We start from the raw sequence: 25495 nt of genomic DNA on the forward strand, positions 1-25495 counted from the left end.
AGTCGTGCGGGCACCCAGCAGTGCCACAGTTCATTCATGGCCCGCTTCGATCAGAACTCCGAACAGCTCACCCGCCCCGACGGCTCCCCCATCCGGGTGCTGACCGTCGACGACGAGCCCAGCCTCACCGAACTGCTCTCGATGGCGATGCGCTACGAGGGTTGGGATGTCACCACCGCCGGGTCAGGGACCGCAGCTGTGAAGGCCGCGCGGGAGACCCGTCCGGACGCGATCGTGCTCGACATGATGCTCCCCGACTTCGACGGCCTCGAGGTGATGCGCCGCATCCGCACCGAGCAGCCCGACGTCCCCGTCATCTTCCTCACCGCGAAGGACGGCGTCGCCGACCGGATCGGCGGCCTGACCGCCGGCGGGGACGACTACGTCACCAAGCCCTTCAGCCTGGAAGAGGTGATCGCCCGGCTCCGCGGCCTGCTGCGCCGCACCGGCGCGACCCTGCCCAGGAACGACTCCCTGCTGGTGGTCGGTGACCTGACGCTGGACGAGGACTCGCACGAGGTCACCCGCGCGGGAGATGACATCCACCTCACCGCCACCGAGTTCGAGCTGCTGCGCTACCTGATGCGCAACCCCAAGCGCGTCCTGTCGAAGGCCCAGATCCTCGACCGGGTGTGGAACTACGACTTCGGCGGCCAGGCCAATGTGGTCGAGCTGTACATCAGCTACCTGCGCAAGAAGGTGGACGCCGACCGTGCGCCGATGATCCACACCATGCGCGGTGCTGGCTACGTGCTGCGTCCGGCAGCAGACTGACTCCATGCGCTCCACCCCCGGGCCCGACTTCGCCGCCCCAACCCCATCCGGCTCCAGCCCGGATCCGGCAGCACCGGGCAGCGTCGCGATGCCTGCCGTGACGCCCACCGCGCCCGCAACCCCACCGTCCCCGGCGCGCAGCGTCTTGCCGACCATGGGCCGCGGCACCCTGTCCCGCCAGCTGGTGCTGCGGGTCGCGGGCCTGGTCGCCGCCGTCGCGCTGCTGTTGTCGCTGGTGTCCACCTTCGCGGTGCGCCAGATCATGATGAACCAGCTGGACGACCAGCTCTCCAATGCCCTGATGACCCAGGACAAGGGTCCCGGCAGCAGCGACGACAACCACCCCCGCGGCATCTCCGTCCCCGGCCTGCCCAGCGGGACGATCGTCGTCGTCCGCAATGACTACGGCACCCGGATCGGCATGGTCGGCAGCGGCGAGGTGGTCGAGCTGGGGAAGACCCAGGCGGCAACCCTGCTGTCGATCGCCGCGGACGAGAAGCAGACCGTGGACGTCCCCGAGCTCGGCCAGTTCCGCGCCCAGCGCGTCGAGCGGGGCACCGAGACCGACGTCGTCGCCGTCCCGATGGACGCGATGAACCGGGCCGTGCGGAACCTGGTCGGACTGGAAGCGGCCCTCAGCCTGTTGTCCGTGCTGCTGTCGGTGCTGGTCGCCCGTGCCGTGGTGGTCCGATCGTTGCGCCCGCTGAACCGTCTGGCCGTCACCGCCACCGAGGTGTCCAAGCTGGAACTTGACCGCGGCGAAGTGGCGCTGCCGATGCGCGTCCCCGGCAGGGATGCCGACCCCGAGAACGAGGTCGGACGCGTCGGGCACGCCTTCAACCACATGCTCAACAACATCGAGGGTGCGCTGGCGACCCGGCAGGAGTCCGAGACGAAGGTGCGCCAGTTCGTCGCCGACGCCTCCCACGAGCTGCGCAACCCCTTGGCCGCTATCCGCGGCTATGCCGAGCTGACCCGTCGTGGCCGCGAGGAGCTTCCCGAAGACGCCCAGTTCGCTATGGGACGCATCGAGGCCGAGAGCGAGCGGATGAGCAAGCTGGTCGAGGACATGCTGCTGCTCGCCAGGCTGGACAACGACCCGACCAACCTCAGCCTGCACCCGGTCGACGTGGTGGAGGTCGTCCTGAACGCCACCTCCGACGCGCAGGTCAGCTGGCCGGGTAAGGCGTGGTCGGTGGACATCCCCGAGCATCCCGTCGTCGCCCGCGCCGACCAGCAGAAGCTGCACCAGGTGGTGGTGAACCTGCTGGCCAATGCCAACAAGCACACTCCCGACGGCACCGAGGTCGAGGCCGGCGTGCGCGTCGATGGTCCATGGGCGGTGGTCACGGTCACCGACAACGGCCCCGGCATCGACCCCCGGATCAAGAACCAGGTCTTCGAACGCTTCGCCCGGGCTGACGTGGCGCGCGCCCACAACAGTGAGGGTTCCACCGGCCTCGGCTTGGCGATCGTCCAGGCCGTGATGGACGCCCATGGCGGCACGGCCTCGGTCGAGTCGGCACCCGGCCGAACGGTGTTCACGCTCAGGGTCCCGCTCGCCAGCTGAGGCATCAGCCTGGGTGAGCCACAGGCTGGGCACAGCCACCCCCCACGAACGCCACAGCGCCGCTCGGGACCGTGGTGGCATGTCAATCTCCAGCACCATGACCGCCCACCTCCCCGGGGCGCCAGATCCATCCGCGGCACCGCTCCCGGACCACGCGCATGAGGCCACCGAGGCTCCCGAGCGCGTGGGGCTCGCCCCGACCGCTGGACGCCCGGCCAACCCCTGGCTGGTGCGGGGGTCGCTCACCGTGCTGCTGCTCGCGACCGCCGCCTTGTACCTGATCGGTCTGGGCGAGTCCGGCTACGCGAACTCCTTCTACTCCGCCGCCGCGCAGGCCGGGTCCCAGAGCTGGAAGGCGTGGTTCTTCGCCTCGCTCGATGCCGGCAATGCGATCACCGTTGACAAGCCCCCGGCCAGCTTGTGGCTGATGGGCCTGTCGGTGCGCATCTTCGGACTCTCCTCCTGGAGCATCCTGGTGCCCGAGGCGCTGCTCGGCGTCGCGTCCGTCGGCGTCCTCTACGCCACCCTGCGCCGCGCGCTGACCCACCGCCTGCCCGGGACGAACCACGTCCCCACCACGCAGCTGGCCCACTGGGCCGCGCTGGCGGGCGCCTTCTCGCTCGCTGTCACGCCCGTCGTGACGCTGATGTTCCGGTTCAACAACCCCGACGCGCTGCTCGTCTTCTGCGAGCTGGTCGCCGCGTACTTCGTCATCCGCGCCACCGAGACCGCGTCCCGCAAGAACCTCGTCTTCGCGGGCATCGCGATCGGCCTGGGCTTTTTGACCAAGACCCTGCAGGTCTTCCTGGTGCTGCCCGGCTTCGTGATCGCCTACGCCGTCGCGGCCCCCGCGACCTGGCGCAAGAAGATCATCGACCTGCTGGCGGCACTGGCCTCGATGGTCGTCGCCGCTGGTTGGTATGTGGCGCTGTTCGAGCTTGTCCCCGACTCCTGGCGGCCCTACATGGGCGGCTCGCAGACGAACTCCCTGCTGGAGCTGACCTTCGGCTACAACGGTGTCGGACGCATCACCGGCGATGAGACCGGCTCGGTGGGCGGCGGTGGTTTCGGTGCGTCCACCGGACTGACGCGAATGTTCACCGGCGTGCAGGGCGGCATGTCCAGCTGGCTGGTGCCGGCCGCCTTCGTGCTGGCGATCTTCACCTGGGTGGTGCTGGGACGCCGTGCCTGGGCCAACACCATCCGTCCGGCAGTGGCCAACCTCGCCACCCAGGCGAACTCCGCGTTGCTCGTCTTCGGCGGCTGGATGGTCGTCACCGGTCTCGTGTTCAGCTTCATGTCCGGCATCTTCCACGACTACTACACGATCGCACTGGCGCCCGGCATCGCTGGCACCGTAGGCATCGCCGCGGCCGTGCTGTGGGCCCACCGGGGCCGCTTCGTCGCGCGTGTCGGGCTGGCCGTCGCCAGCGCCGTCACCGGCTGCTGGGCCGTGACCCTGCTCGCCAAGGCGGGCGGCTGGTACCTCGGCCTGGGCGTCGCGGCGCTCGTCGCCTCCATCATCGCCGGGCTTGGCCTGCTGTTCGCCGACAAGCTGCCCGCGAAGCTCGCCCCCGCCGCGCTCGCGCTGGCCTTCGTGGCAGCCAGCGCCGGACCGACCGCCTACGCGGTGAACACCGCGCAGACTCCGCACACCGGATCGATCGTCACCGCCGGGCCCGTCAGCAGCGGCATGGGCGGCGGCAACCGTGGCGGCGGCACGGGTGGTGGACGCGGAGGCATGCAGCCCCCGAGGGGCACCACGCAGAACGGCAACACCCAGAACGGGACGACTCAGAACGGGACGACCCCGAACGGGACCAGCCCGAACGGGACCAGCCAGACCGGAACCTCCCAGCCCGACGGACGCACCGGTGGTGCGGGCGGCAGCATGGGCGGCCTGCTGAACGGCGCGACGGTCTCGGACGAGATGAAGCAGTTGCTGCTCGCAGACGCCGGCTCCTACACCTGGGTCGCCGCATCCGTCGGCGCCCAGAACGCGGCCAGCTACCAGCTCGCCACCGAGGAGCCCGTGATCGCCCTGGGCGGCTTCAACGGCTCCGACCCCGCCCCGACCCTTGAGCAGTTCAAGGAGTGGGTTGCCCAGGGCAAGGTGCACTACTTCATCGGCGGCGGCTCCTTCGGGCAGCAGAACGGCGGCGCCTCGGATGCGTCCGACATCGCCACCTGGGTGCAGGAGAACTTCACCGCCCAGACCGTCGGCTCCACCACCGTCTACGACCTGACCCAGTCGTGACCGGGCGCTCCGAAGGGGCCAACAGCACAGCCCCAGCACAGGACTCCAACAGAGCTGCCACAAGGCCGGACGCGAGGTTTGACGGCGTCGGGGCACTCCACCCCACGACCTTCCCCAGCACCCCCACGCGGGTCACCAACCTGATGAGCAAGGACGGACCACCGATGACCATGACCGAACAGACCACCGCGGGCGCGCTGGACACCCACGAGCTGGGTACCAGCCCCGCCCTGGGAGCCACGGCATCCACGCGCACCGCCATCGTCGACATCGTGATTCCGGTCTACAACGAGCAGGACGACCTGGAGCAGTCGGTGCGTCGGCTGGGCGAGTTCCTGTCCGACGGCTTCCCCTACAAGTGGCGCATCACGATCGCCGACAATGCGTCCACCGACCAGACCTGGGCAATCGCCAGCCGGCTGACCCGGGAACTGCCGAACGTGGACGCAGTGCACCTCGACCAGAAGGGCCGCGGCCGCGCCCTCAAGCAGGTCTGGCTGGCCAGCGATGCGGACGTGCTGGCGTACATGGACGTCGACCTGTCCACCGACCTCAAGGCGCTGGAGCCACTGGTGTCCAGCCTGGTCAGCGGGCACTCGGACGTGGCGATCGGGTCGCGGCTGGCGCGCGGCGCGCACGTCGTCCGCGGCCCGAAGCGGGAGTTCATCTCGCGCAGCTACAACCTGATCCTGCGCACGGCCCTACGGGCGAGTTTCACCGATGCGCAGTGCGGCTTCAAGGCCATCCGTGCTGACGTGGCCAGGCAGCTGCTGCCGCTGGTCGAGGACACCAACTGGTTCTTCGACACCGAACTGCTGGTGCTGGCCCAGCGAGCCGGCCTGCGCACCCACGAGGTGCCGGTCGACTGGGTCGACGACCCTGGGACGACCGTGCACATCGTCAACACCGCCACCGAGGACCTGCGCGGCGTCGCCCGCCTCATCAAGGGCCTGACCAGCGGGACCATCCCCCTGGTCGAGGTCCGTGAAGCACTGCATCGCCCCGCCGCCGCACCCGGGACGAACGCCCTGTTCGGTCAGCTGGTGCGCTTCTGCGCGGTGGGCGTGGCCTCCACCGCTGCCTATTTCGCGCTCTACCTGCTGCTGCGGCTCGGGATGGGGCCGCAGGCGGCGAACCTGCTGGCCAATCTGGTCACCGCGGTCGCCAATACGGCGGTCAACCGGCGCCTCACCTTCGGCGTCACCTCGAAGCAGGGGCTGCTGCGCGACCACATCGGTGGTCTGGTCGCCTTCGGCGTCGCAACCGGCATGACCTCGGGTGCGCTGTGGCTGCTGCACGCCGGTGGTCGTCCCGGCGGACGCCTGATGGAGGTCACCGTGCTCGCGGTCGCCAGCGTCGCGGCGACGGCCTTCCGGTTCGTCGTCCTGCGTCGGCTGATGCACCACGAGCGCTCCGAGGAGCAGATGGAGGCCGATGGCCTGGAGACGCTGGCCGCCTGAGCCGACCCACCGCCTCCGCGCCTGGAGAATCGCCCCCGGGGACGAGTTCGTGCACCGCACGTGCACCGGCCGTCCCCTGGGGGCGCTTTCCGATGGCCCGGCTTCTCGCCCGCACCACTAGATTGGTGCCCATGACGAGCCTTGACCGCGCCTCGCTTGCGCAGATGATCGACCACACGCTGCTGAAGAGCGACGCGACCCCCGCCGACGTGGAGGCGCTCGCCGCCCAAGCCGTCGAGCTCGGCACCTACTCCATCTGCATCTCCCCCAACATGCTTCCGGTCACCGCCGACCTGGGCCCGGTCAAGGTCGCGACCGTCTGCGGCTTCCCCTCGGGCAAGCACACCGCCGCCGTCAAGGCCGCCGAGGCCAAGGAGAGCGTCGCGAACGGCGCCGACGAGGTCGACATGGTGATCGACATCGGCCTGCTCAAGGCCGGCAACACCCAGGCCCTCACCGACGAGATCGCCGCGGTCAAGGCCGAGGTGCCCTCCCCCCGCGTCCTCAAGGTCATCATCGAGTCCGCGGCCCTGACCGACGACGAGATTGTCGCTGCCTGCAAGGCGTCCGAAGCCGCCGGTGCCGACTTCGTGAAGACCTCCACCGGCTTCCACGCGGCCGGTGGCGCGAGCGTCGAAGCCGTTCGGCTGATGGCGCAGACCGTCGGCGGACGTCTCGGGGTGAAGGCCTCGGGCGGCATCCGGGACTTCGCCACCGCATCGGCGATGGTCGAGGCCGGGGCCACCCGCCTGGGTCTGAGCGCCAGCGCGCAGATCCTCGCCGAAGCTGGCGAATGACCCTTCCCGCGCCCCGCTCATGGGCCTTCCCGCGCCCCGCGCGATGGGCCCTTCCCGCGCGCCGCGCGATGGGCATCGCCCCGTCGGGCCGCGGTCTCTCATAGGCTGAGCCCAGCCAGTCACAACGTTCGTGAGGAATGCCATGACCCAGCTCGTCACCCCGGCGAAGTTCTCCGCCGCGCTCAATCCGGTCTCGCTCGACCGGGTGCACCCCTCGGAGGACGGCTGGTTGGGGCGCTTCCAGCGCCGCAACGCCGACGCGACGATCCCCCACATCATCGAGCAATTGCGCGAGACCGGTGCGCTGGAGAACTTCCGCCGCTCCGCCGCAGGTGAAGACGGGCGCGAGGGCACGAGCATCACCGATTCCGACGTCTACAAGCTCCTCGAGGCGATTGCCTGGGAGATCGGACGCACCGGCACCACCGCCTTCGACGCCTTCGTCGACGAGGCCGTTGCGCTGATCACCGCCGCCCAGCACGAGGATGGCTACCTCAACACCCAGCGCGAGGTCACCGGACCCTGGTCCGACCTGGCCTACGGCCATGAACTGCACACCGGCGGCCACCTGGTGCAGGCCGGTATCGCGCTGGCCCGGGTCGGGCGTCCCGAGCTGCTGGAGGTTGCGCGCCGCTTCGCCGACCTGGTCGTCGGCAAGTTCGGCCCGCAGGGCGAGGGCTTCGACGGCCACCCCGGGATGGAGGACGCGCTGGTTGAGCTCTACCGCGAGACCGACGAGAGGTCCTATCTGGACACCGCCAAGGCCCTGGTCGATCGTCGGGGCCACCGCACGATGCCGACCGACCGCTTCCCGGCCGCCTTCTTCCTCGATCACGAACCGGTCCGGGAGTCCACCGAGGCGTTGGGTCACGTCGTCCGTGCGCTCTACCTGGACGCTGCCTGCGTCGACCTGTCCGCCGAGACCGGCGACACCCAGCTGCGCGATGCCGCGATCAAGCGCTGGGAATCGGCGCACCTGACCAAGAAGTACATCACCGGCGGCCTCGGTTCGCGCCACTTCGACGAGTCCTTCGGCGCCCCCTACGAGCTGCCCGCCTCCCGCGCCTACGCCGCGACCTCCGCCGGCGTCGCCGACCTGCTCGCCAACTGGCGCCTGCTGTTGCTCACCGGCGAGGCCCGCTACGCCGACGCGATGGAGAAGCTGGCCGTGAACCAGCTTCCGGGTTCCATCGGTGCCGACGGCAAGAGCTTCTTCCGCGCCAACCCGCTGCAGGTGCGCACGCTGCAGCGCAATGAGGACAACTCCCGCATCCAGCGCGCGCCGTGGGTGCCGTCCGGCCCCACCAACCTGGCCCGCGCGGTCTCCCAGCTCGGCGCCTATGTCGCCACCACCCAGGGCTCCACGCTGCTGATCCAGCAGTGGGTGGACGCGACGATCGACGTACCCGAGGAGGTCGGCACCGGCACCCTCACCATCGAGACCAACTACCCGGCCAACGGCGTGGTGAAGCTCAGCTACCAGGGCACCCCGGTGCCGGGTGCCCGCATCAAGCTGCGCGTGCCCGGTTGGTGCGAGCACACGACACTCAACGGACGCTCGGCGCTGGTCATCGACAGCTACATCGACCAGGAGCTGGTCGACGGCTGGTCGACCACCTTGGAGTTCGCGATGGAGCCCCGCTTCCTCTTCGCGCATCCGCGCGTGGACGCCGTCCGCGGCTGCCGCGCACTGTTGCGCGGCCCGGTGCTCTACTGCGCCGAGCAGGTGGACGTCGAGGACCTCGAGTCGCTGGTCTTCCTGCCGACCGCCGAGGTGCTTGCGGCCGATGACGGGCAGCTGCCGCGGATCAACGTGGCGGCCCACCGCCGTCGCCAGGCCCAGCAGCTGTACTCGCGCTCGATGGTCGCTCCCGACACGGAGATCAGCTGGGCCGAACTCCTTCCCTACTACCAGTGGGGCAACCGGCGCCCGGCGCCGATGCGCGTCTGGCTGCCGGTCATCTGATGCTGCTCAGCGACCGTGACATCCGCGCCGGCGTGGCCGGCGGGCGCGTCGAACTGACGCCATGGGACGAGCAGATGGTGCAGCCGTCCAGCGTCGACGTCAGGCTGGATCGCGTCTTCCGGGTCTTCGAGAACCACCGCTACGAGGTGATCGATCCCGCCGCCGACCAGTCCGACCTGACGCGCGAGGTGGTCGTCGACCCCGATGACTACTTCGTGCTGCACCCCGGCGAGTTCGTGCTGGGTGCCACCTGGGAGCGGGTCCGGCTCGGGCAGGACGTGGCGGCCCGGCTGGAGGGCAAATCGTCGCTGGGACGACTTGGCCTGCTCACCCACTCGACGGCGGGCTTCATCGACCCCGGTTTCGACGGGCACGTGACGCTGGAGCTGTCGAACATGGCGACCCTGCCGCTGAAGCTCTACCCGGGGATGAAGATCGGCCAGTTGTGCTTCTTCGACCTCAGCTCCCCGGCCGAGCATCCCTACGGCAGCGACGTTGCTGGCTCCCACTACCAGGGCCAACGTGGTCCGACGCCGTCCCGGTCGTTCCAGAACTTCCACCACACGCGGATCACCGACTGATCCTTCGACGATCCCTCCGGTCAGTGGCGGTTGACCACGAGCCAGCGGTCGCCGAGGCTCACCCGCTGGCCCGGCTGAACCCGGGACCGGATCCCGGGGCTGAGGGGTTCAAGTCGTCCAGACGTCGACACCAAGGCAGTTCCGTTCGTCGAGCCACGATCGATCAGGAAGGCACCGTCGTCGTCGACACCCACGCACAGGTGCGTCTTGGACACCGACTGGCCGTCCCCACCGATCTGCACCAGGGCCGCCCCCGGCTCCTCGGGGGCCGTCTCCGGGTGCCTGCCGACCAGCGCGAGCCGCACCAGCTCGACCTCACGTCCGTCGTCGAGGATGAGATACCAGCCGACATCCCGCGGACGGCCGTCCGGTACCGCGCGCGGCGGCGGCGCCCAGTCCACGTGCTCGATCGGCTCGGGGGGCAGCAGGCTGGGATCGGAGGCGGCGACGATCGGCATCTGCGAGGACGACTCGCCCACCAGTGACGGCGGCGCCGGGGTCACCGGGACGGTGTCGATCGGGGAATCGGGCATTGGCCGCGGCGTGACGACATCCGGCAGCGGCGCGGGCGACTCGGCGAAGACCCCCAAGATGCGGCGCCACAGGTTCGGCTTCTCGGTCATCGCGTGCCCTTTCCCATCAGCGGTACCGCCGCAGCGACCTGGTCGAGAACCTCGATCGTAGCCAGCGCCACGCAGGCAGCTGCTGGCGCCAGGTACTGATCAGGCCACCGGCACCGTGCCAGACTTCGCCAGCTTCCTCGGCGCTGACCGGCTCGGGACGGAAGACACCATGGTCGACGGCCTTGGCCAGCCCGATCGGGTCGGTGTCTCGGGCCAGCTCGGGGTGGTCCAGCACCAATTGCTCGGCCTGTTCGCTGCGCGTCGCTGCCGGGGACGGGCGAGCTCCGAGGTCACGGGCGGTGTCGACGACCTCCGCCCACGCCCCGGCGACCCTGTTGGCGGCCAGATCGGCACCCAGCCGGCGGCGACGACGGCGACGCTTGGCCAGCAGCACCGCCACCAGCGGGGCCAGCACGAAGACCACCGGGATGCCCAGGGTCAGGGTCCACCGTCCCAGCGTCGCCCACGGCACCTGGATCCCCTTGCGGGGCGCCTTCGCATCCTCTGCGGGCAGCGTGTTGTCCAGCGGGGGTGCCTGCGGCGGTTCGGCGCGCGGCGGCGGTGCGTCCACGCGCTTGTTGGGGGCGGGCGGGTTGTCCGGCGGGATCTTGTCCAGCGTCCGGTCGCGTGGCGGGGTCGGGTCAAAGGCAACCCAGCCGAGGTCGGCGAGCTGGCACTCGGTCCAGGCGCCCACCTGTGCTCCGGTGACGGCACCGCCGCTGGTGCCGGGGCTGCGGTAGCCGTAAACCACCCGGGACGGGACACCGGAATCGAGGGCCAGCAGGGCCATCGCGACTGCGTACTGCTCGTCGTCCCCGATCATCGAGGGCGGGTCGAGCTGGTTGCGTTGCAGCAAGGTCTGGATTCGGGCCGCGGAGTGCCCGGGCGCGGAAGGAGTCTGGTCGGGCAGTCCGTGGCTGAAGTAACCCTCCCGCAGCGCCTTCTCGATCTTCAGCGCGGCGTCCCCGCCGGTGGCGGTGCCGCGCATCACCCGGGCCACGTCACCCACGGTGTCGGGCACCTGTCGTGGGGCGGGCAGGGCCGCCGTCCCCGGGGCAGCGGCCTGGATCTTCTCGTCCGAGGGACGGGCGACGACACGACCGGTGAAGCGGTACGCGTCACCGGGCTGCAGGGCGGCGGTGGTGAGCGCGGTGCCAGTGGCGCGGTTGTGGAAGAGACTTTCGCGCAGGTCCAACGAGCGCGATCCGAGGAATCCGACCGACGTGGTGTTTCCCACGGTCGGTAGCCAGATGCCGGCCAGCTGGTCGACGGTGATCGTCAGGTCGACGGGCGCCCCTTGGTCGGGTGCCTCGACCGAGGCGCCGACGCGGCGGAACTGCCCTGTCTGGGCACCGCCGTCGCCGGAGTTGGTGACCTGGTAGGCCAGCCCGTCCCATTCGTCCAGCGTCGCCAGCCGGATGATCGCGCCCGCCGGCAGGTCGCCGGCGATCGTGAACAAGGTGGTATCGCGTCGGTCGTCGGCGAGGTTGGCGCGAAAGGCCTGCAGCGGGGACGGCTCGTGGCGCAGGTCCAGCGGCTGGCTGACGGCATCACGGAGCGTGGCGGGCTGACGGTCAGGCTCGAGCGCCGGCGCCAGCCACCAGGTGCCGGCGCCCGCCAGCCCCAGCACCAGCAGCGCCATCAACGGGCTCAACAGGCTGTGACGCCCGCCCTGACGCACCAGCAAGCCGCGCAGGGTGCCGAGCCTCAACGTCGTCCAGACCAGGGCCAGCACGGCGAAGCCGATCGCGACCCCGACGGGGTGGAGACCGACGCCCGTCCCCAACCAGGCCGCGAACCCCAGCGCGGCGGCGGGCGGCAGCCACGCCAGTTGCGGCCGTCGGCTGCGCAGGCTGACCGCACAGGCCAGCAGACCCTGGGCGATGGCGAGCGCCAACGGGATGCAGAGCAGGTTCCCGGTCTCACCGATCGGCGGGTCGAACTGGAGCACCGACTTCCACGCCGTCACCGGTGCGGAGGCCAGGCCGTGCAGCGTCCGTCCGGTGGGGAACACGCCAGCCGTGGTGGTAGACGGCATCGCCAACATCCCACCCAGCGCGAACCAGACCAGGGCGGTGACGGCGGCGGTGCGCCCCACGCCCAGGCCGCGACGGTGCGCGAGCACGCCGATGGTCCAACCGAGCAGGGTTCCGCCCAGCACGGTGACCCACAACCAACCGGCCCCGAAGGTGGGCAGCCAGACCAGCCCCAGCAGGGCCCCGAACCCGACCAGGGCGATGGCGTCGACCGCCAACCAGACCCAGCGGGATCGTCCCGTCGTGGTCTCGAAGACCCCCGCTCCGGCGCTCACAGCGTGGCCCTCCGCATGGCGCGGGGCAGCTCGGACAGCTCGGGCACCCGGATCATCGAGGTGCGTGCGATCGATCGGACGACGGTGCTGGTGGCGGGGTGGGCCTGGATGGCGATCACCCGCACCTGTTCCGGGATCGCGGTCAGCTGGCGGGAGAGCTCGACGGGACGCATCGCCGAGCCGGTGACGACCACGACGACGGACGCGGTGGGACAGCGACGCATCAGCTGCCGCGCCAGCTCCCGCGGGCCAGCACCATTCCGGCCAGCACCATTCCAACCAGCACCATTCCGGCCGGCCCCATTCCGTGCGCCCCCGGCCACAGCCAGCTGTACGCCGCTCAGCTCGTCCAGCAGCCGGCGCGGATGGGGGTCCGGGAGCACCGACTGCTCGGTGACCAAGGTCAGGGGGTTGCGTTCCCGAAGCGCCTGCAGGCCCACCGATCCGGCCACCTGCACGGCAAGCTCGAATTCGTCGTCGTCCAGGTAGGAGCCGGGCGCGGTGTCCAGGCCCAGCGCCAGCCGGGCCTGTCGGGTCTGCGCATACTGCCGCACCAACAACTGGCCGGCGCGCGCCGTCGAGCGCCAGTGCACCTGCCGCCGGTCGTCGCCCGGCGCATACTCGCGCAGGGCATGGAAGTCCATGTCGGCGTCGCTGGGTTCGTCCGCGGAGCGGCCCTCCAGGTCGTGCACCAGACCGACCGTCCCACCGGGCAATGGCACCGTTCGTGGATGCACGTGGACGGTCACCTGCTCCGTCCAGCGGGCGGTGCGCCCGGCCAGTGAGAGCGGGTCGCCCTGCACCGTGCTGGCCGGCCCGACGTGGACGATGCCGCGGCGCTGGGTGGGCACGACGAAACCGTTGGGCTGCTCGGCTCCGGCAGCCAGGCTGGGCACCGGGAAGCTTGCCACCTGCTCGCCGATCGGCAGGTCCAATCGGGTGGGCAGGCTGCGTCGTCCGCCGACATTGGTCACGGTCAACCCGCCGCCGGCCGGGTCTCCGACCAGCACCCGGTCGTCGTCCACCTGCACGGTGACGCGGTAGGCGGGACGCCCGAGGGTGAAGGCCAGCGCGATGGCAACCAAAAGGAGGGCGAAGACGCCCACCAGACGGAGCTCCCACCACCGGGTGACCAGCCCGACGAGCAGACAGCCGACCCCCGCGGCCAGGGTGGCCCAGCCGAAGGGGTGCAGCGGCACATCGGGTCGCCTCATTCGGCGGTGCGCTCCGTCGGAGGCGTGACGGAGCCGACCACGCGCGCGGTCACATCCTCGGCGGTGACGCCGTTGAACTCGCTCTCCGGGTCCAGCACCAGACGGTGCGCCAAGCAGGGGACGGCGAGCATCTTCACGTCGTCCGGCACGACGAAGTGTCGGCCCTGGCTGGCGGCCCACACCCGGGAGGCGCGCATCAGCGCCAGACCACCTCGGATCGACGAGCCCAGACGCACGTCCGGCTCCTCGCGGGTGGCCTCCAGCAGCCGGGCAATGTAGTCGACGACGCTCGACTCCACGAACACCGACGCAGCCAGTTGGCCCATCTCGCCCGCGGCCTGCGCGGTGATCACCGGCGGCAGGGCGGGCGAGTTGGGGCGCGAACCGCCGCTGGCAAGGATCTGCACCGTGTGCTCCCGGTCGGGGTGCCCGAGAGAGGTCTTCATCAAGAAGCGGTCCAACTGCGCCTCGGGCAACCGATAGGTGCCGGCCTGCTCGATCGGGTTCTGGGTGGCGATCACCAGGAAGGGCGAACCCACATCGTGGGAGACGCCGTCGATGGTGACGCGCTGCTCCTCCATCACCTCGAGCAACGCGGCCTGGGTCTTCGGCGAGGCGCGGTTGATCTCGTCGGCGAGCACCACCGACGCGAACACCGGCCCCCGGTGGAACTCGAAGTCGCCGGTCTTCTGGTCGTAGATGGTGACACCGGTGACGTCCGAGGGGAGCAGGTCGGGCGTGAACTGGATGCGCGAGTGGCTGCCCTGGATTGACTGGGCCAGCGCCCGTGCGAGCGAGGTCTTGCCGGTGCCGGGGGTGTCCTCGAGCAAAAGGTGACCCTCGGCCAGCAGGCAGGTCAGGGCCAGACGGACGCCTTCTGTCTTGCCCATGATTGCGCGCTCGACATTGCGCACCAGCAGCGCGAAGGTGTCGCTGAACCAAGCAGCCTGTTCGGGGGTCATCGACATGTCAGGGGGCCTGCTTCCAGGTGTAGGAGGTGGTCTGGGTGACGCCGTCCTGGCCCTGGGTCTGGCACTGGACGGTGAGCGGGATGTCGTTGGGTGGGTTGGCGGGGTCTGGCGTCCCGGGGGCCCACTCGAAGGTCGCCCCAGCACCCCCACCGTTGAGGTCACGGTCGATGGCCGCGACCTGTGCGTCCGCGGTGGCAAGCGTGCAGCGCACCGTGGTGCCGGGCCACGACTGCAGCCAGACCTGGACCTTCTTGCTCCCGGGGTCCTGGCCGACGGACATCGTGGTGTCGAGGCCGAGGGTGGTCTCCAGGCCGGCGAGGTCGTGGCCGGTGTCGACGGCGCGCGCCACGACCGAGGTCGGGGCCTGCACGGCGATGTCGGTGTCAGCCTTGACGGCGGTCCAGTTCCCGTCCCCGGACGAAACCTCGTAACGGACGTCCGTGACCCCGGCTGCATCGAGCGAGGGCCCCGAGAGCGCCCGCACCCGGTAGCTGCGGGACCCGGGAGCGCCGTCGCGCGCGGCGCCAGCGACGAGTTCGACCGCACCGAGCTGCCCGTGGACGGTGGCGCGGGCCTTCGTGGAACCAACCTGGCTGGTGCGGGTGACCCCATTGGCGCGGGAGACCGCGACCAGGTGGCCGACATACTCCTTGCCTGCCTGGAGGTCGCCGATGGTGGGCAGCGTGTCGCCGGGGGCGAACTCGACGTGCCGGCTCTGGTCGCCACCGGCCTCCACCCAGAACTCGTAACTGGCGACCGGAGTCCGGTCGTCCGTGCTGCCCAGGCCCGTCAGGGTGACCTGGTTGCGTCCCCCCATGATCGTGAAGCCGGACGGTGCGTCCGGCCGGCCCCACGGGCGGTAGGTCTCGGATGACCCGGCGGGTCCGGCCCCGGCGCTGTTCTCGGCGATGACGCGGAAGACATAGCTGCGCCCGGCCACCGCGGACGACCAAGTGGTGGCGGTGACGTCACCGTCGACGGTGTCGATGGTCGTCGTCCGTCCGCCCTCGACGGCCTGCACCGTGTACCGGGTGATGGCAACGCCGCCGGTGTCTGCGGGCTGGCGCCACGCGATGCGCACCACGCCGCCATCCTTGGCGCCGGTGTCGGTGGCGGTGACGGCGGTGGGAGCCGAGGGCTTGCCGACCGGCATCACGGACGCGGAAGCCGGCGACCACTCGCCAGGCTCGGCGACCTTGTTCGTGGCCCGCACCCGGAAGGTGTACTCCTGACCATTGGTCAGGCCGGCCCAGCGATAGATTGTGACATTGCCGAGCTTCACGGTCTTGTTGAGCGGCGCGCCGACCTGCACCTCGTAGTGCTGGATCGCCGAACCGCGGTTGGTCGGCGGCTGCCAGCTGAGCTCGACGCTCCCATCGGCGGAGGTGCCGACCGGACGGTTCGGGGCGTCGGGTCGCACGTCCGGCCGGATCGGGGCCGACGGCCGAGACGCCGCGCCATAGCCGAGCTCGTTGTACGCCTGGACGGTCATCGTGTAGGCCGCGTCATTGGTCAGGCCGTTGATGGTGCACCGGCTGGAGGTGCACTCCTGCTGCCGGGTGCCGGCGGTGGCCGAGGTGGCGGTGACCTGGTATCTGGTGATCGGCAGGCCGTTGTCGGAGGGCTCGCTCCAGGTCAGCGTCGCCTTCTGGTCGCCCACCTCGCTGGCCACCGGGGTGCCGGGCGGGTCCGGCTTGGCCAGCACGATCAGCCGCACCTGCCCGTCGACCTGCCGGTCGGGGTCGCCGGTCGCGTCCTGGATCGTGTAGGTGACCACCGCGAGGCCGTGGAAGCCCTCGGCGGGCGTGACGACCACCTGGTCGCCCTTCACCGCGACGGTTGCCCGCCCCTGGGTGACCACCGGGGTTCCCACCAGTGTCAGGGTGTCCGGCTTCACGAAGGATCGGTCGTTGGCGAGCACGCTGACCGTGGACGCTCTTCCCCCGACCGCCTTGTCGACAGTGTCGGTGCCGGCGACCGGCAGCGGACGACGGGAGGTGCCGGCCACCAGCTGGATCGTCACGGGGGCGCGGCTGCCGCCGGCGTCGACGACGCTGCCGGTGATGGTCCGCTTGGCGCCGGGTGCGGTCTTGATGCCGGTCTTGACCAGGATCGTGTCCTGGGTGTCGTTGAATCGGAACTCCAGGGCGGCGTCGCCGCCGCGGGCCGCGCTCCAGCCCTCGAAGTGGAAGTCCTGCAGCTCCAGGTCGGTGAAGTGGGACGCCAGACCGATCGCCATCTCCACCTCGCCGGGGGTGACCGTGATGGTCGGCACCGCGCCCTGGGGCGGCAAGTTGGCCTCGGTGGGGCCCTGCTTGCCGTCGCTGCGGGAGCTCGGTGCCCGCTTCACCGTCACCGGGATCGTCAGCCACGCCTGCCGCGGACCCTCTGCAACCGGCACATCTTCGGTCACGTTGACCACCACCGCGGCAGGCCCCTGGCTGGTCAGCGCCGGGGTGAAGTAGACCTTGGCGCCGTCGTGGTTCGCCTCGCCAGTGGTGGCGACGATGTCCTTGTCACCCCGGATCACGAGCTTGCGGCCCGAGGTGCCGACGGCGAGCTGGTTGAGGTCGAAGGTGGTGGTCTGTCCGGCCGTGACGACCTGTGGTTCCAGGGCTGCACGCAGGGCGGGCAGCTGATTCTCACGTCCGGGGACGGTGACCACCGCCTCGGCCCACAACTGGTCGGTGTCGGTGGCCCGATAGCGGAACTGGCGGGTGGTCTCCTGCACGGGCACGCGCAGGCTCCCGTCCGACTGCACCTCGACGCCCTGGGCTGCCTCGTCGGCGGGGACGCTGATCGTCAGGTCGCGCGCGCGTCCGTCCAGGTCGAAGTCGTTGCGGGTGACCGACACCTGGATCCATTCCTTGCCGGTGATCTGGGAGGGCGCGACGACGTCGTCGCGGGCCACCGGCGCGTGCAACGGGGCGGTGGCACTGACCGTGAGCGAGAGCCCGCCGCGGGAGTTGAGCCCGAGTTGGTCGCGCACCAGGTAGGTGCCGGTGTACAGACCGGTCTTGCTGGGGACGGTGAAGGAGAGGTCGGTGCGGTTGGTGACCGTCGCGGGGAAGGGCAGCTCGAGGGTGTCGGCATCGCCGAGGGTGATCGGGTCGCCGTCGATGTCGTGGTCGTTGGCCAGCACCGGCCACTGGACCGCCCGCCCGGGCCGCACCGCCAGGGTGTCCAGGTTCGCCGTCGGTGCAGTCGACTCGGTGCGTCGTTCCGCGATGCCGACCCGCACCTCCCCGACGCCGACCACGCCCTTGGCGTCCATCACCTGGTACTTGAAGGTGTCGGTGAGCCGGGAGCCGGGGAAGGCCTCGTAGGTGAGGTAGCCGTCGCCGAGCTGGGTGATGCGTCCCAGCCTGGGTCCGCTGCCCAGCCCGACCAACCGCACCGGGTCACCGTCCGGGTCGATCCCATCGAGCGGGATCCGAACCCGGGTGGAGGTGCCGGAGAGCACGCGCGCCTCGACCACCGGCGGGGTGGGGGCGTCGTTCTTGCCGTCGGAGGAGTTGACCTGCACGTTGAGCACGCCGCTGGCCCGCTTGCCGTCGGAGTCGGCCACCACGTAGGTGACCGGGAAGGAGGTGCCGTCGGTGCTGGGGGCGGTGGCGACGCGGATCCGGTCGCCATCGATCCAGGCGCTGTCGCCAGCGGCGCCCTCCAGCCGGACGAGGTGCAGGTCGAGCCCCAGCGGCGAGTGGTCGTTGCGCAGCACGTCGACGCTGCCGGTGGTGCCGGCCCGGACGCGCAGTTCGTCCGCGGCGGCGACCGGTTGCGCCCGTCCGCTGGAGGGCACGGCGGGGACGACCATGATCGTGCCGGCCACGGAGTTCTCGCCGTCGCTGACCCAGTAGCGCAGCTGGACGGGCTTGGTGATGCGCCGGATCGCCTCCACGTGCACGTACTGGCGCTGCTGCAGCTCCAGCCGGACGGGTGCATCGGGGTCGACGGCCTGCACGGACTGGACGACGAGCACATCCCCGTCGGCGTCGGTGTCGTTGGCCAGCGGGTCGACCAGCACCGTGTTGGTGGAGGTCATCAGCCCGACGTCGCGCGCCGCGACCGGTGCGGTGTTGGCCTGTGATCGGGCCGTGACGTCGATGCGGATGATGCCCTCGCTGGGCCCACCGGTGGACGAGGTGACGGGATAGGTCAGGTACCAGGTGCCGGGGACGTTCGCGGTGAACTCGAGGGCATTGTCGGCCTGCTTGCGTTCCAGGGCCCAGGAACCGGCCTCGGGGGTGCTCGCCCCCGCGCGGGTGGGGGCGCCGGGAGCGCCGAGCTTGAGCCCCTCTCCCTCGTCGTTGTCGGTGGGGGTCAGCAGCAGCTTCGTCCCGACGCGGGTCTGGTAGTGGTCAGCATTGGCGACCGGCGCGAAGGCCTTGGGCGTGACGACGACCTTGACGCTGCCCTTGGTGGTGCGCACCCCGTCCGAGACGACCAGGTCGAGGCGGCGGGCTGCCGTCCCGGCGCCGATGGCCCGGTAGGTGATGTTGCCGTCGGCGGTGAAGGCCACTTCGTCGTCCGGGTCGGTGGTGGTGGCGTCGACCAGCACGATGTCATCGCCTTCGGGGTCGCGCCAGTCCAGCAGCGCGCGCAGGTTCGCCTGCCCGCGCTGGGCGACGGTCAGGGTCCGGTCGGCGCGGGTCTGGACGGGGGGCTGGTCGGCGCGGCTGGCCGCCGCGTCCGCAAGCCTCAACGTCACGGTGGCGCTGGCGGTGCTGCGCGGATAGCCGTCGCTGATCGTGTAGGGGAAGCTCACCGTGCCGGTGGTGCCGGATGGGACGGTCACCTGCAGGGCGGCGCCGCCGCGGATGCGTTCGACGACGATGCCATCACGCAGTCTGGTGGGCGCCTCGGAGACGGTGATCACGTCACCGTCTGGGTCGTGATCGTTGGCGACCACGTCGAGGACGGTCGCGCGGCCGGCGCGGGCACCCAGCTGGTCGGCCACCGCGACAGGCGGGTGCTGCTTGGTGCTGCGCTGCACCGAGGAGGAGCCCGTACTGGTCTGGTTGGTGTTGGTCTGGCTGGGCGGGGTGAGCTGCGACCAGGCCTGCGGGACGGCGCGCAGTTCGTCGTCCACGATCCAGCTCTGGCCCGAGACCGTCTCGTTCAGCACGACGGTGCCGCGGTTGACCGCAAGCCGCAGCCGCGGCTCGGCAGGGGCATCGGGCAGGGGGATGTCGAGCACGACCGGGTCGGCGCCGCGGCAGTACTTCACCAGGCTGCCGATCGAGTCACCGGTGCTCCGTTGCAGGGCACTGTAGGCGCACTCGCCGCGGACGACGGGACGCACGGGGGTGCCGCGGAGGGCGGGCAGGTCGACCAGGTTGCGCACTCGGCTGCCCTCCAGCACTGACAGGCCGGTCTCGGTGGCGAACAGGGCGTGCCAGTCATCCTCGCCGAGGACGTCGGTCACCGGCTGCGCCAGCTGCACCCGTCCGGAACCTGCGAGGTCCGTTGCCGAACCGTCCTCGAGCCAGATGGCGCGGGAGTCACCGTCGTAGACGACGGCCCGGTCGCCGACGGCGGAGATCTGGACATTGCGCGACGATTTCGTCAGGCCCAGGTCGACCGGTGCGGTCAGCTGCTCGCCCTCGGAGGCACCGGCGCGGACGAGTTCGGAGGTGGCGACGTCGACGCCCACCAGCGTGCCGGCGGAGGTGACCGTCGCGGTGCCGTACTCCCCGACATCGAGGGCAGGGCGGGCCTGGTCGAGGTCGTCGCGGATCTCGGTGACGGGCCGGAACCACACCTTTCCCGTGCTGGGGTTGGTGATCGAGACCCTGCCGGCCTGCACCGCCACGGCGGCGCCCGCGGGCAGGTTCATCGGTGCGCCCATGGTGTTGGTGGCCGGGTTGTACTGCTGGAGTTGGTTGGAGGTCGCGCCCTGGACCAGCACCTGTTGCGCGTCCTGCCAGATCGTGAAACCCGACTGCCCACTGACCGGGGCCGCCGCGGCGAGCTGGGTGATCTGTGGGTTGACCATGCCGATCAGCGCGGCGGAGCTGTTGGCGACGTAGACGGCCTGGTCGTCCAGGTGCTCGTCGGCCGCTCGGACGCCGGGCACCAGTACCGCGCCCGTCCCGACGGCCAGCGCCAGCGCGCCGACGCCGACCAGACCGCCGTGACGTTCCAGAGCGCGGACGGTGCGTCGGGCGCGCCGGTCACCGGCCACCTTCTCGGCACGCTCACGCCAGCCCCCGGGCAGTCGGGAGATACCGGTGCGCACCAGCCGACGCAGGGACGCGCGGGGCGCCCGGCCAGACGGCGGTGCGGGTCTTGACGGCGGTGCGGGTCTGGACGGCGGTGCGGGGCTGGACGGCGGTGCGGGGCTGGACATGTCGTCGCTGTTGGTCTGGGGTTCGCGGCTGTCAGAGGGTCGGGTTCGTGACCTCGACGGTGACGCCGTCGCCCAGGTCGAGTACGTCACCGATCTGCACCAGCGTCGGCTGCTGGCCGAGCAGCCGGATCGGCTCCTGGCCGCGACGCATCAGCAGGGTGCCGTTGGTGGACTCCAGGTCGGTCGCCTCGATCGCCCAGCCGTCCGGGGCAATCAGCAGGTGGCTTCGGGAGATGTCCTGGTTGGGAGAGGGCACGGTGAGCAGGCGCACGCCCGGGCCGAAGCCGTCGGCGCTGGGGGCGCGGCCGACCAATACCCGCTGGTCGAGCTCGACCGATTGCCCGTCCGAAGCCACCAACAGACCCAGCGGGGGACGACGGACGATCTGCGGCGTGCCCGCCTCGACGGGGGCGCCGCAGATTCGACAGGAGTGGCTACCCGGCGGGTTCGCATGGCCCTCGACGCACGGGGCCGCGAGCACTTGGCTCGGAGGCTCCTCGGAAGGCTTGTGGGTGGCGGCGATGTCGCGCTGGAAGATGGTCATGCCGTCGTGGTCGCTGGGGCTGGGCGCCAGCTCGGGCCCGGATTCGGGGCTCTGTGGTGTACCAGCTTCGTCTGGTGCGAGGGGGGCCGGGATCGCCACCGCTGCCGGGCTCTGCTCGGCAGCGGGCTCGTGTTCCCTTGGGGTGGGATCGGACCCGTCGAAGGTGATGTCCGCGTGGCTGACCATCGCCGCCCCCACCCTCAGCGGGAGACGAGCGGGTTCCTCGGCGCGGCCCAGGCGCACGCCACGGACGCCCGTCAGGCTCGCCTCGCGCCAGGTCAGCAGACCCCCGCCGTCGGCGAGGACTTCACCCGAATCGATATCGCTGACGCGCACGTCGCCTCGCACCAGGCAGCGGACACGTTGCCCGTCGGCCACCAGCAGGGCGAAGTCGTGCAGGCTGTCCAGGCCGGCGCCGGTGAGGGTGTTGACCAGGGCCACCGGGGAGGGCTCGCCCTGGATTGGCGGCCACAGGCTCGTGGCGAGCTGCGAGCCGACCTCGGCCGGCAAGAGCACCGCGCACTGCGGACCCATCAGCAACATCCGCCCACCGGGCACGTGCTGCGCCATCCACTGCTCCACCATCACAGCCCCCTCACCTGTCATGCACACCTGCGGGGCGCATCACGCCAAACCCCTACATTGTCACCCGCTCCCGGGTCATCCTCCCAGCGACGGATTGCCTCGCGACCAGTCATATCCGCGGGTCAACTCGTCCGCTGCGACACCGATGGATGGTCGCTGGCTCGGCCGTTCCGGGCTCGCGTGCCAGACGTCCGGACCCTCGTCCATGCCGGTGACCAGGTCGAGGTTCCAGGCCTCGCCCAGGTCATGGGAGTCCTCCAGTTCGACCAGCGCTCGCTTGAGCGAACGAGGTGCCCCGTCCAGGACGATGAAGGCCGCGCGCTCGCCCATCTCCCGGTGCCAGAGCACCCATTCCTGCCCCATCAGGCTCTCGGCGGTCTCCAGCTCGGCCTCGGCCAGCAGCAGCTGGGCGAGCCCCGGTTCGGCGTCCACCCGCAGCCGGACCAGCACGACGCTCATCCCAAACTCATCCGCCAGGTCGATCGCCCGCGCGACCTCGGCGTTGTCGGGTTCGGCCCGGCTCGTCAGTTCGTCCACTCCTCGAGGCTAACCGGCCCCGCCGACAGTTCTGGCCGGTTCCGAGCCCGTGCAGGGCTCAGGCACCCCTCAGCTGCCGGGGCAGCCGACTCCCTCTGGGTGACGACGAGACGGGCCGGCGGGAGCACCCACCGACCCGTCGCGCGTCCGAACCGTTCAGCTCACCAGGAGCTGGACGTCACTTGTCGTTGACCCGGTTCCCCATGGCCGCCTTGGCCGCCGCGAAGCGGGCGATCGGCACCCGGAAGGGCGAGCAGGAGACGTAGTTCAGGCCAACCTCGTGGAAGAACTGGATCGAGTCCGGGTCGCCGCCGTGTTCGCCGCAGACACCGCACTTGAGGTCGGGCTTGACCGAGCGTCCCTTCTCGACGCCGGTGCGGACCACCTGGCCGACGCCGTCCACGTCGATGGACTCGAAGGGGTTCTTCTTCAGCACGCCGTCCATGACGTAGTGGGTGAGGAAGCCGTTCTCCGCGTCGTCACGGCTGATGCCGATCGTCGTCTGCGTCAGGTCGTTGGTGCCGAAGGAGTAGAAGTCGGCGTGCTCCGCGATCTGGTCGGCCACCATCGCGGCGCGCGGCAGCTCGATCATGGTGCCCACCGTGTACGGCAGCTCCTTGCCGGCCTTCGCGAACTCGTCGGCAACCGCCGCGTCGACGATCGCGCGCTGCATCTTCAGCTCCTCGGGCAGGGCCACCAGCGGGATCATGATCTCGATGCCGATGGTCTCGCCTTCGCGCTCCAGCACCGCCAGGGCGGCCCTGATGATGGCACGGGCCTGCATGTCCGGGATCTCCGGGTACAGCACGCCCAGGCGGCAGCCGCGGGTGCCGAGCATCGGGTTCTGCTCGTGCAGCTTCTTGACCTGCGCCAGCACCCTGCGGGCCTCCTCGAGCTCGGCCGCGTCACCGCCGGTCAGCTCCAGCTTCTGCACCAGCAGGCTCTGCTCCACCAGGTTCGGCAGGAACTCGTGCAGCGGCGGGTCGAGCAGACGGACGGTGACCGGCAGCCCCTTCATCGCGGTGAAGACCTGCTCGAAGTCGGCCTGCTGCATCGGCAGGATCTTCTCCAGCGCTGCAGCTCGTTGCTCGGAGTTCTCGGCGACGATCATCTCCCGCACGGCGGGCAGGCGGTCGGCGCCGAAGAACATGTGCTCGGTTCGGCACAGGCCGATGCCCTCGGCACCCAGTTCGCGCGCCTTGGTCGCGTCCTCGAAGTTCTCCGCATTCGCGCGGACGCCGAGTGTGCGCACCTCATCGGCCCACTGGACGACGTTCTGGAAGTCTTCGTTGATCTGCGGCGGGATCAGCTCCAGCGCCTCACCGAAGACCTCGCCGGTGGAGCCGTTGAGGGTGATCACGTCGCCCTCGTTGAAGACCTGGTCACCGATGGTCAGCGTCTTGGCCAGCGGGTCGATCTTGATGCCCGAGGCTCCGGCGACGCAGGGCTTGCCCATGCCGCGCGCGACGACGGCCGCGTGGGAGGTCATGCCGCCGTGGGCGGTCAGGATGCCCTGGCAGACGATGACGCCGTGAATGTCGTCCGGGGTGGTCTCGAAACGCACCAGGACGACCTTCTCGCCCTTCTCGCCGCGGGCGGCTGCGGTGTCCGCGTCGAAGACGAGCTCGCCGACGGCGGCCCCCGGGGACGCCGGGAGGCCCTTTGCGATCGCGGCCCTGCCATGGTTCGGGTCGATGGCGGGGTGCAGCAGCTGGTCCAGCTGGGCCGGCTCGATGCGGTTCAGGGCCTCGGCCTTGTCGATGACGCCCTCGTTGACCAGGTCGGAGGCGACCTTCAGCGCGGCGGCGGCGGTGCGCTTGCCGTTGCGGGTCTGCAGCAGGTAGAGCTTGCCATTCTCGATGGTGAACTCCATGTCCTGCATGTCCTTGTAGTGGGCCTCCATCTTGGTCATCGTGTCGATGAGCTGGTCGTAGGCCTCCGGCAGGATCTCGCGCATCTCCCCCAGCGGACGCGGGGTGCGGATGCCGGCCACCACGTCCTCCCCCTGCGCATTGGTCAGGAACTCGCCGTAGAGCTCGTTCGCGCCGGTGGAGGGGTTGCGGGTGAAGCAGACACCGGTGGCCGAGGTGTCGCCGCGATTGCCGAAGACCATCTGCATCACGTTGACGGCCGTGCCCAGGTCGGCCGGGATGTTGTTGGCCTTGCGGTACACGTCCGCTCGCGGGTTCTGCCAGCTCTTGAAGACGGCGTTGATGGCGCGCATCAGCTGCTCGCGCGGGTCGGTGGTCCACTCGCCACCCAGCTCGTCATTGCTGATCTGCTTGAACTCGGCGACCAGGGCCTTGAGGTCCTCGGCGGTCAGGTCGGTGTCCTGCTCGACGCCCTTGCGGGCCTTCATCTCGCTCAGCGCGTCCTCGTAGGCGTGCCCGGAGACACCCTCGACGACCTCGCCGTACATCTGGATGAAGCGGCGGTAGCAGTCCCAGGCGAAGCGCTCGTTGTCGGCCTCCTTGGCGACGGCCTCGACGGTGTCATCGCTGATGCCCAGGTTGAGGATCGTGTCCATCATGCCGGGCATCGAGAAGACGGCACCGGAACGAACCGAGACGAGCAGCGGGTTCTCGGAGCCACCGAGCACGCGTCCAGTGCGCTCCTCGAGACGCTTCAGGCCCTCCTCGACCTGCCCGCGCAGCTCGTCCGGCCACTCGCCGTTGCGGTTCATGGTTTCGACGCACGCGGTGGTGGTCACGGTGAAGGCGTCAGGGACGGGAACCCCGACCTTGTGCATCTCGGCGACGCCAGCGCCCTTGCCACCGAGCAGGTTGCGCATCGTGGCGTCGCCCTCGGCCAGGTCGTAGATGTACTTCTCGGTCACTGCGGAATCTCCTTCGATTCGTCCGTGCGGTGCGGCCGGGCGGCCCCACTGGATGTGTTCGGTTGTGCCCACCTACCGCGGTGGTGACCCCTAGGGACTGTCCTTCGGGGTTGGAAT

15 protein-coding genes are annotated in these 25495 nt (G+C 70.4%); 7 read left to right on the forward strand and 8 right to left on the reverse strand.

Annotation, left to right across the window (positions count from 1 at the left end; all coding sequences use genetic code 11):
- Window positions 1–36 precede the first annotated feature (36 nt).
- The 7 genes from ABD089_RS13085 to dcd all read left to right on the forward strand — a co-directional run bounded on the left by ABD089_RS13085 (window position 37) and on the right by dcd (window position 9405).
- Complete coding sequence (locus tag ABD089_RS13085; RefSeq protein WP_343886893.1) at window positions 37–774, forward strand: response regulator transcription factor; 738 nt, start codon at window positions 37–39, stop codon at window positions 772–774.
- Window positions 775–778: 4 nt separating this feature from the next.
- Entirely contained in the window at window positions 779–2344 is a 1566-nt protein-coding gene (locus ABD089_RS13090; protein ID WP_343886894.1) for a sensor histidine kinase, read from the forward strand.
- 79 nt (window positions 2345–2423) lie between these two features.
- Window positions 2424–4601: an ArnT family glycosyltransferase gene (locus ABD089_RS13095; RefSeq protein WP_343886895.1), complete on the forward strand. Its 2178-nt coding sequence runs from the start codon at window positions 2424–2426 to the stop codon at window positions 4599–4601.
- A 164-nt stretch (window positions 4602–4765) separates the two neighbouring features.
- A complete protein-coding gene (locus ABD089_RS13100) occupies window positions 4766–6061 on the forward strand; it encodes a bifunctional glycosyltransferase family 2/GtrA family protein (RefSeq protein ID WP_343886896.1) in 1296 nt (431 codons plus the stop codon).
- 131 nt (window positions 6062–6192) lie between these two features.
- Entirely contained in the window at window positions 6193–6858 is a 666-nt protein-coding gene (deoC, locus tag ABD089_RS13105) for a deoxyribose-phosphate aldolase (protein WP_343886898.1), read from the forward strand.
- A gap of 142 nt (window positions 6859–7000) precedes the next feature.
- Window positions 7001–8824 (forward strand): glycoside hydrolase family 127 protein, encoded by a 1824-nt coding sequence (locus ABD089_RS13110; protein WP_343886899.1) that lies wholly within the window; start codon window positions 7001–7003, stop codon window positions 8822–8824.
- Window positions 8824–9405, forward strand: a complete 582-nt coding sequence (dcd, locus tag ABD089_RS13115; RefSeq protein ID WP_343886900.1) for a dCTP deaminase — start codon at window positions 8824–8826, stop codon at window positions 9403–9405. Before ABD089_RS13110 ends, dcd begins: the two co-directional genes overlap by 1 nt.
- Window positions 9406–9425: 20 nt before the next feature.
- Here dcd and ABD089_RS13120 read toward each other — a convergent pair whose 3' ends face one another.
- The 8 genes from ABD089_RS13120 to ppdK form a co-directional block, all read right to left on the reverse strand.
- Window positions 9426–10028 carry an FHA domain-containing protein gene (locus ABD089_RS13120; RefSeq protein WP_343886901.1) on the reverse strand — a complete coding sequence of 201 codons (603 nt, stop codon included), beginning with the start codon at window positions 10026–10028 and terminating at the stop codon, window positions 9426–9428.
- A 16-nt stretch (window positions 10029–10044) separates the two neighbouring features.
- Window positions 10045–12339, reverse strand: coding sequence for a transglutaminase TgpA family protein (locus ABD089_RS13125; RefSeq protein ID WP_343886902.1), 2295 nt, complete (start codon window positions 12337–12339; stop codon window positions 10045–10047).
- Window positions 12336–13553 (reverse strand): DUF58 domain-containing protein, encoded by a 1218-nt coding sequence (locus ABD089_RS13130; protein ID WP_343886903.1) that lies wholly within the window; start codon window positions 13551–13553, stop codon window positions 12336–12338. Before ABD089_RS13130 ends, ABD089_RS13125 begins: the two co-directional genes overlap by 4 nt.
- Entirely contained in the window at window positions 13550–14521 is a 972-nt protein-coding gene (locus ABD089_RS13135; protein ID WP_343886904.1) for an AAA family ATPase, read from the reverse strand. The genes ABD089_RS13130 and ABD089_RS13135 overlap by 4 nt, the downstream gene beginning before the upstream one ends.
- Before the next feature lies 1 nt (window position 14522).
- The gene (locus tag ABD089_RS13140; RefSeq protein ID WP_343886906.1) at window positions 14523–20765 is read right to left on the reverse strand and encodes an Ig-like domain-containing protein; all 6243 of its coding nucleotides are present in this window, start codon (window positions 20763–20765) and stop codon (window positions 14523–14525) included.
- A 142-nt stretch (window positions 20766–20907) separates the two neighbouring features.
- Window positions 20908–22005: an FHA domain-containing protein gene (locus ABD089_RS13145; protein ID WP_343886907.1), complete on the reverse strand. Its 1098-nt coding sequence runs from the start codon at window positions 22003–22005 to the stop codon at window positions 20908–20910.
- 75 nt (window positions 22006–22080) lie between these two features.
- Window positions 22081–22542, reverse strand: coding sequence for a hypothetical protein (locus ABD089_RS13150; protein ID WP_343886908.1), 462 nt, complete (start codon window positions 22540–22542; stop codon window positions 22081–22083).
- Window positions 22543–22720: 178 nt separating this feature from the next.
- Window positions 22721–25378: a pyruvate, phosphate dikinase gene (ppdK, locus tag ABD089_RS13155; protein WP_343886909.1), complete on the reverse strand. Its 2658-nt coding sequence runs from the start codon at window positions 25376–25378 to the stop codon at window positions 22721–22723.
- Window positions 25379–25495: the final 117 nt, after the last annotated feature.

The sequence above is a fragment of the Luteococcus sanguinis genome, from assembly GCF_039527675.1.
GTDB lineage: Bacteria > Actinomycetota > Actinomycetes > Propionibacteriales > Propionibacteriaceae > Luteococcus > Luteococcus sanguinis.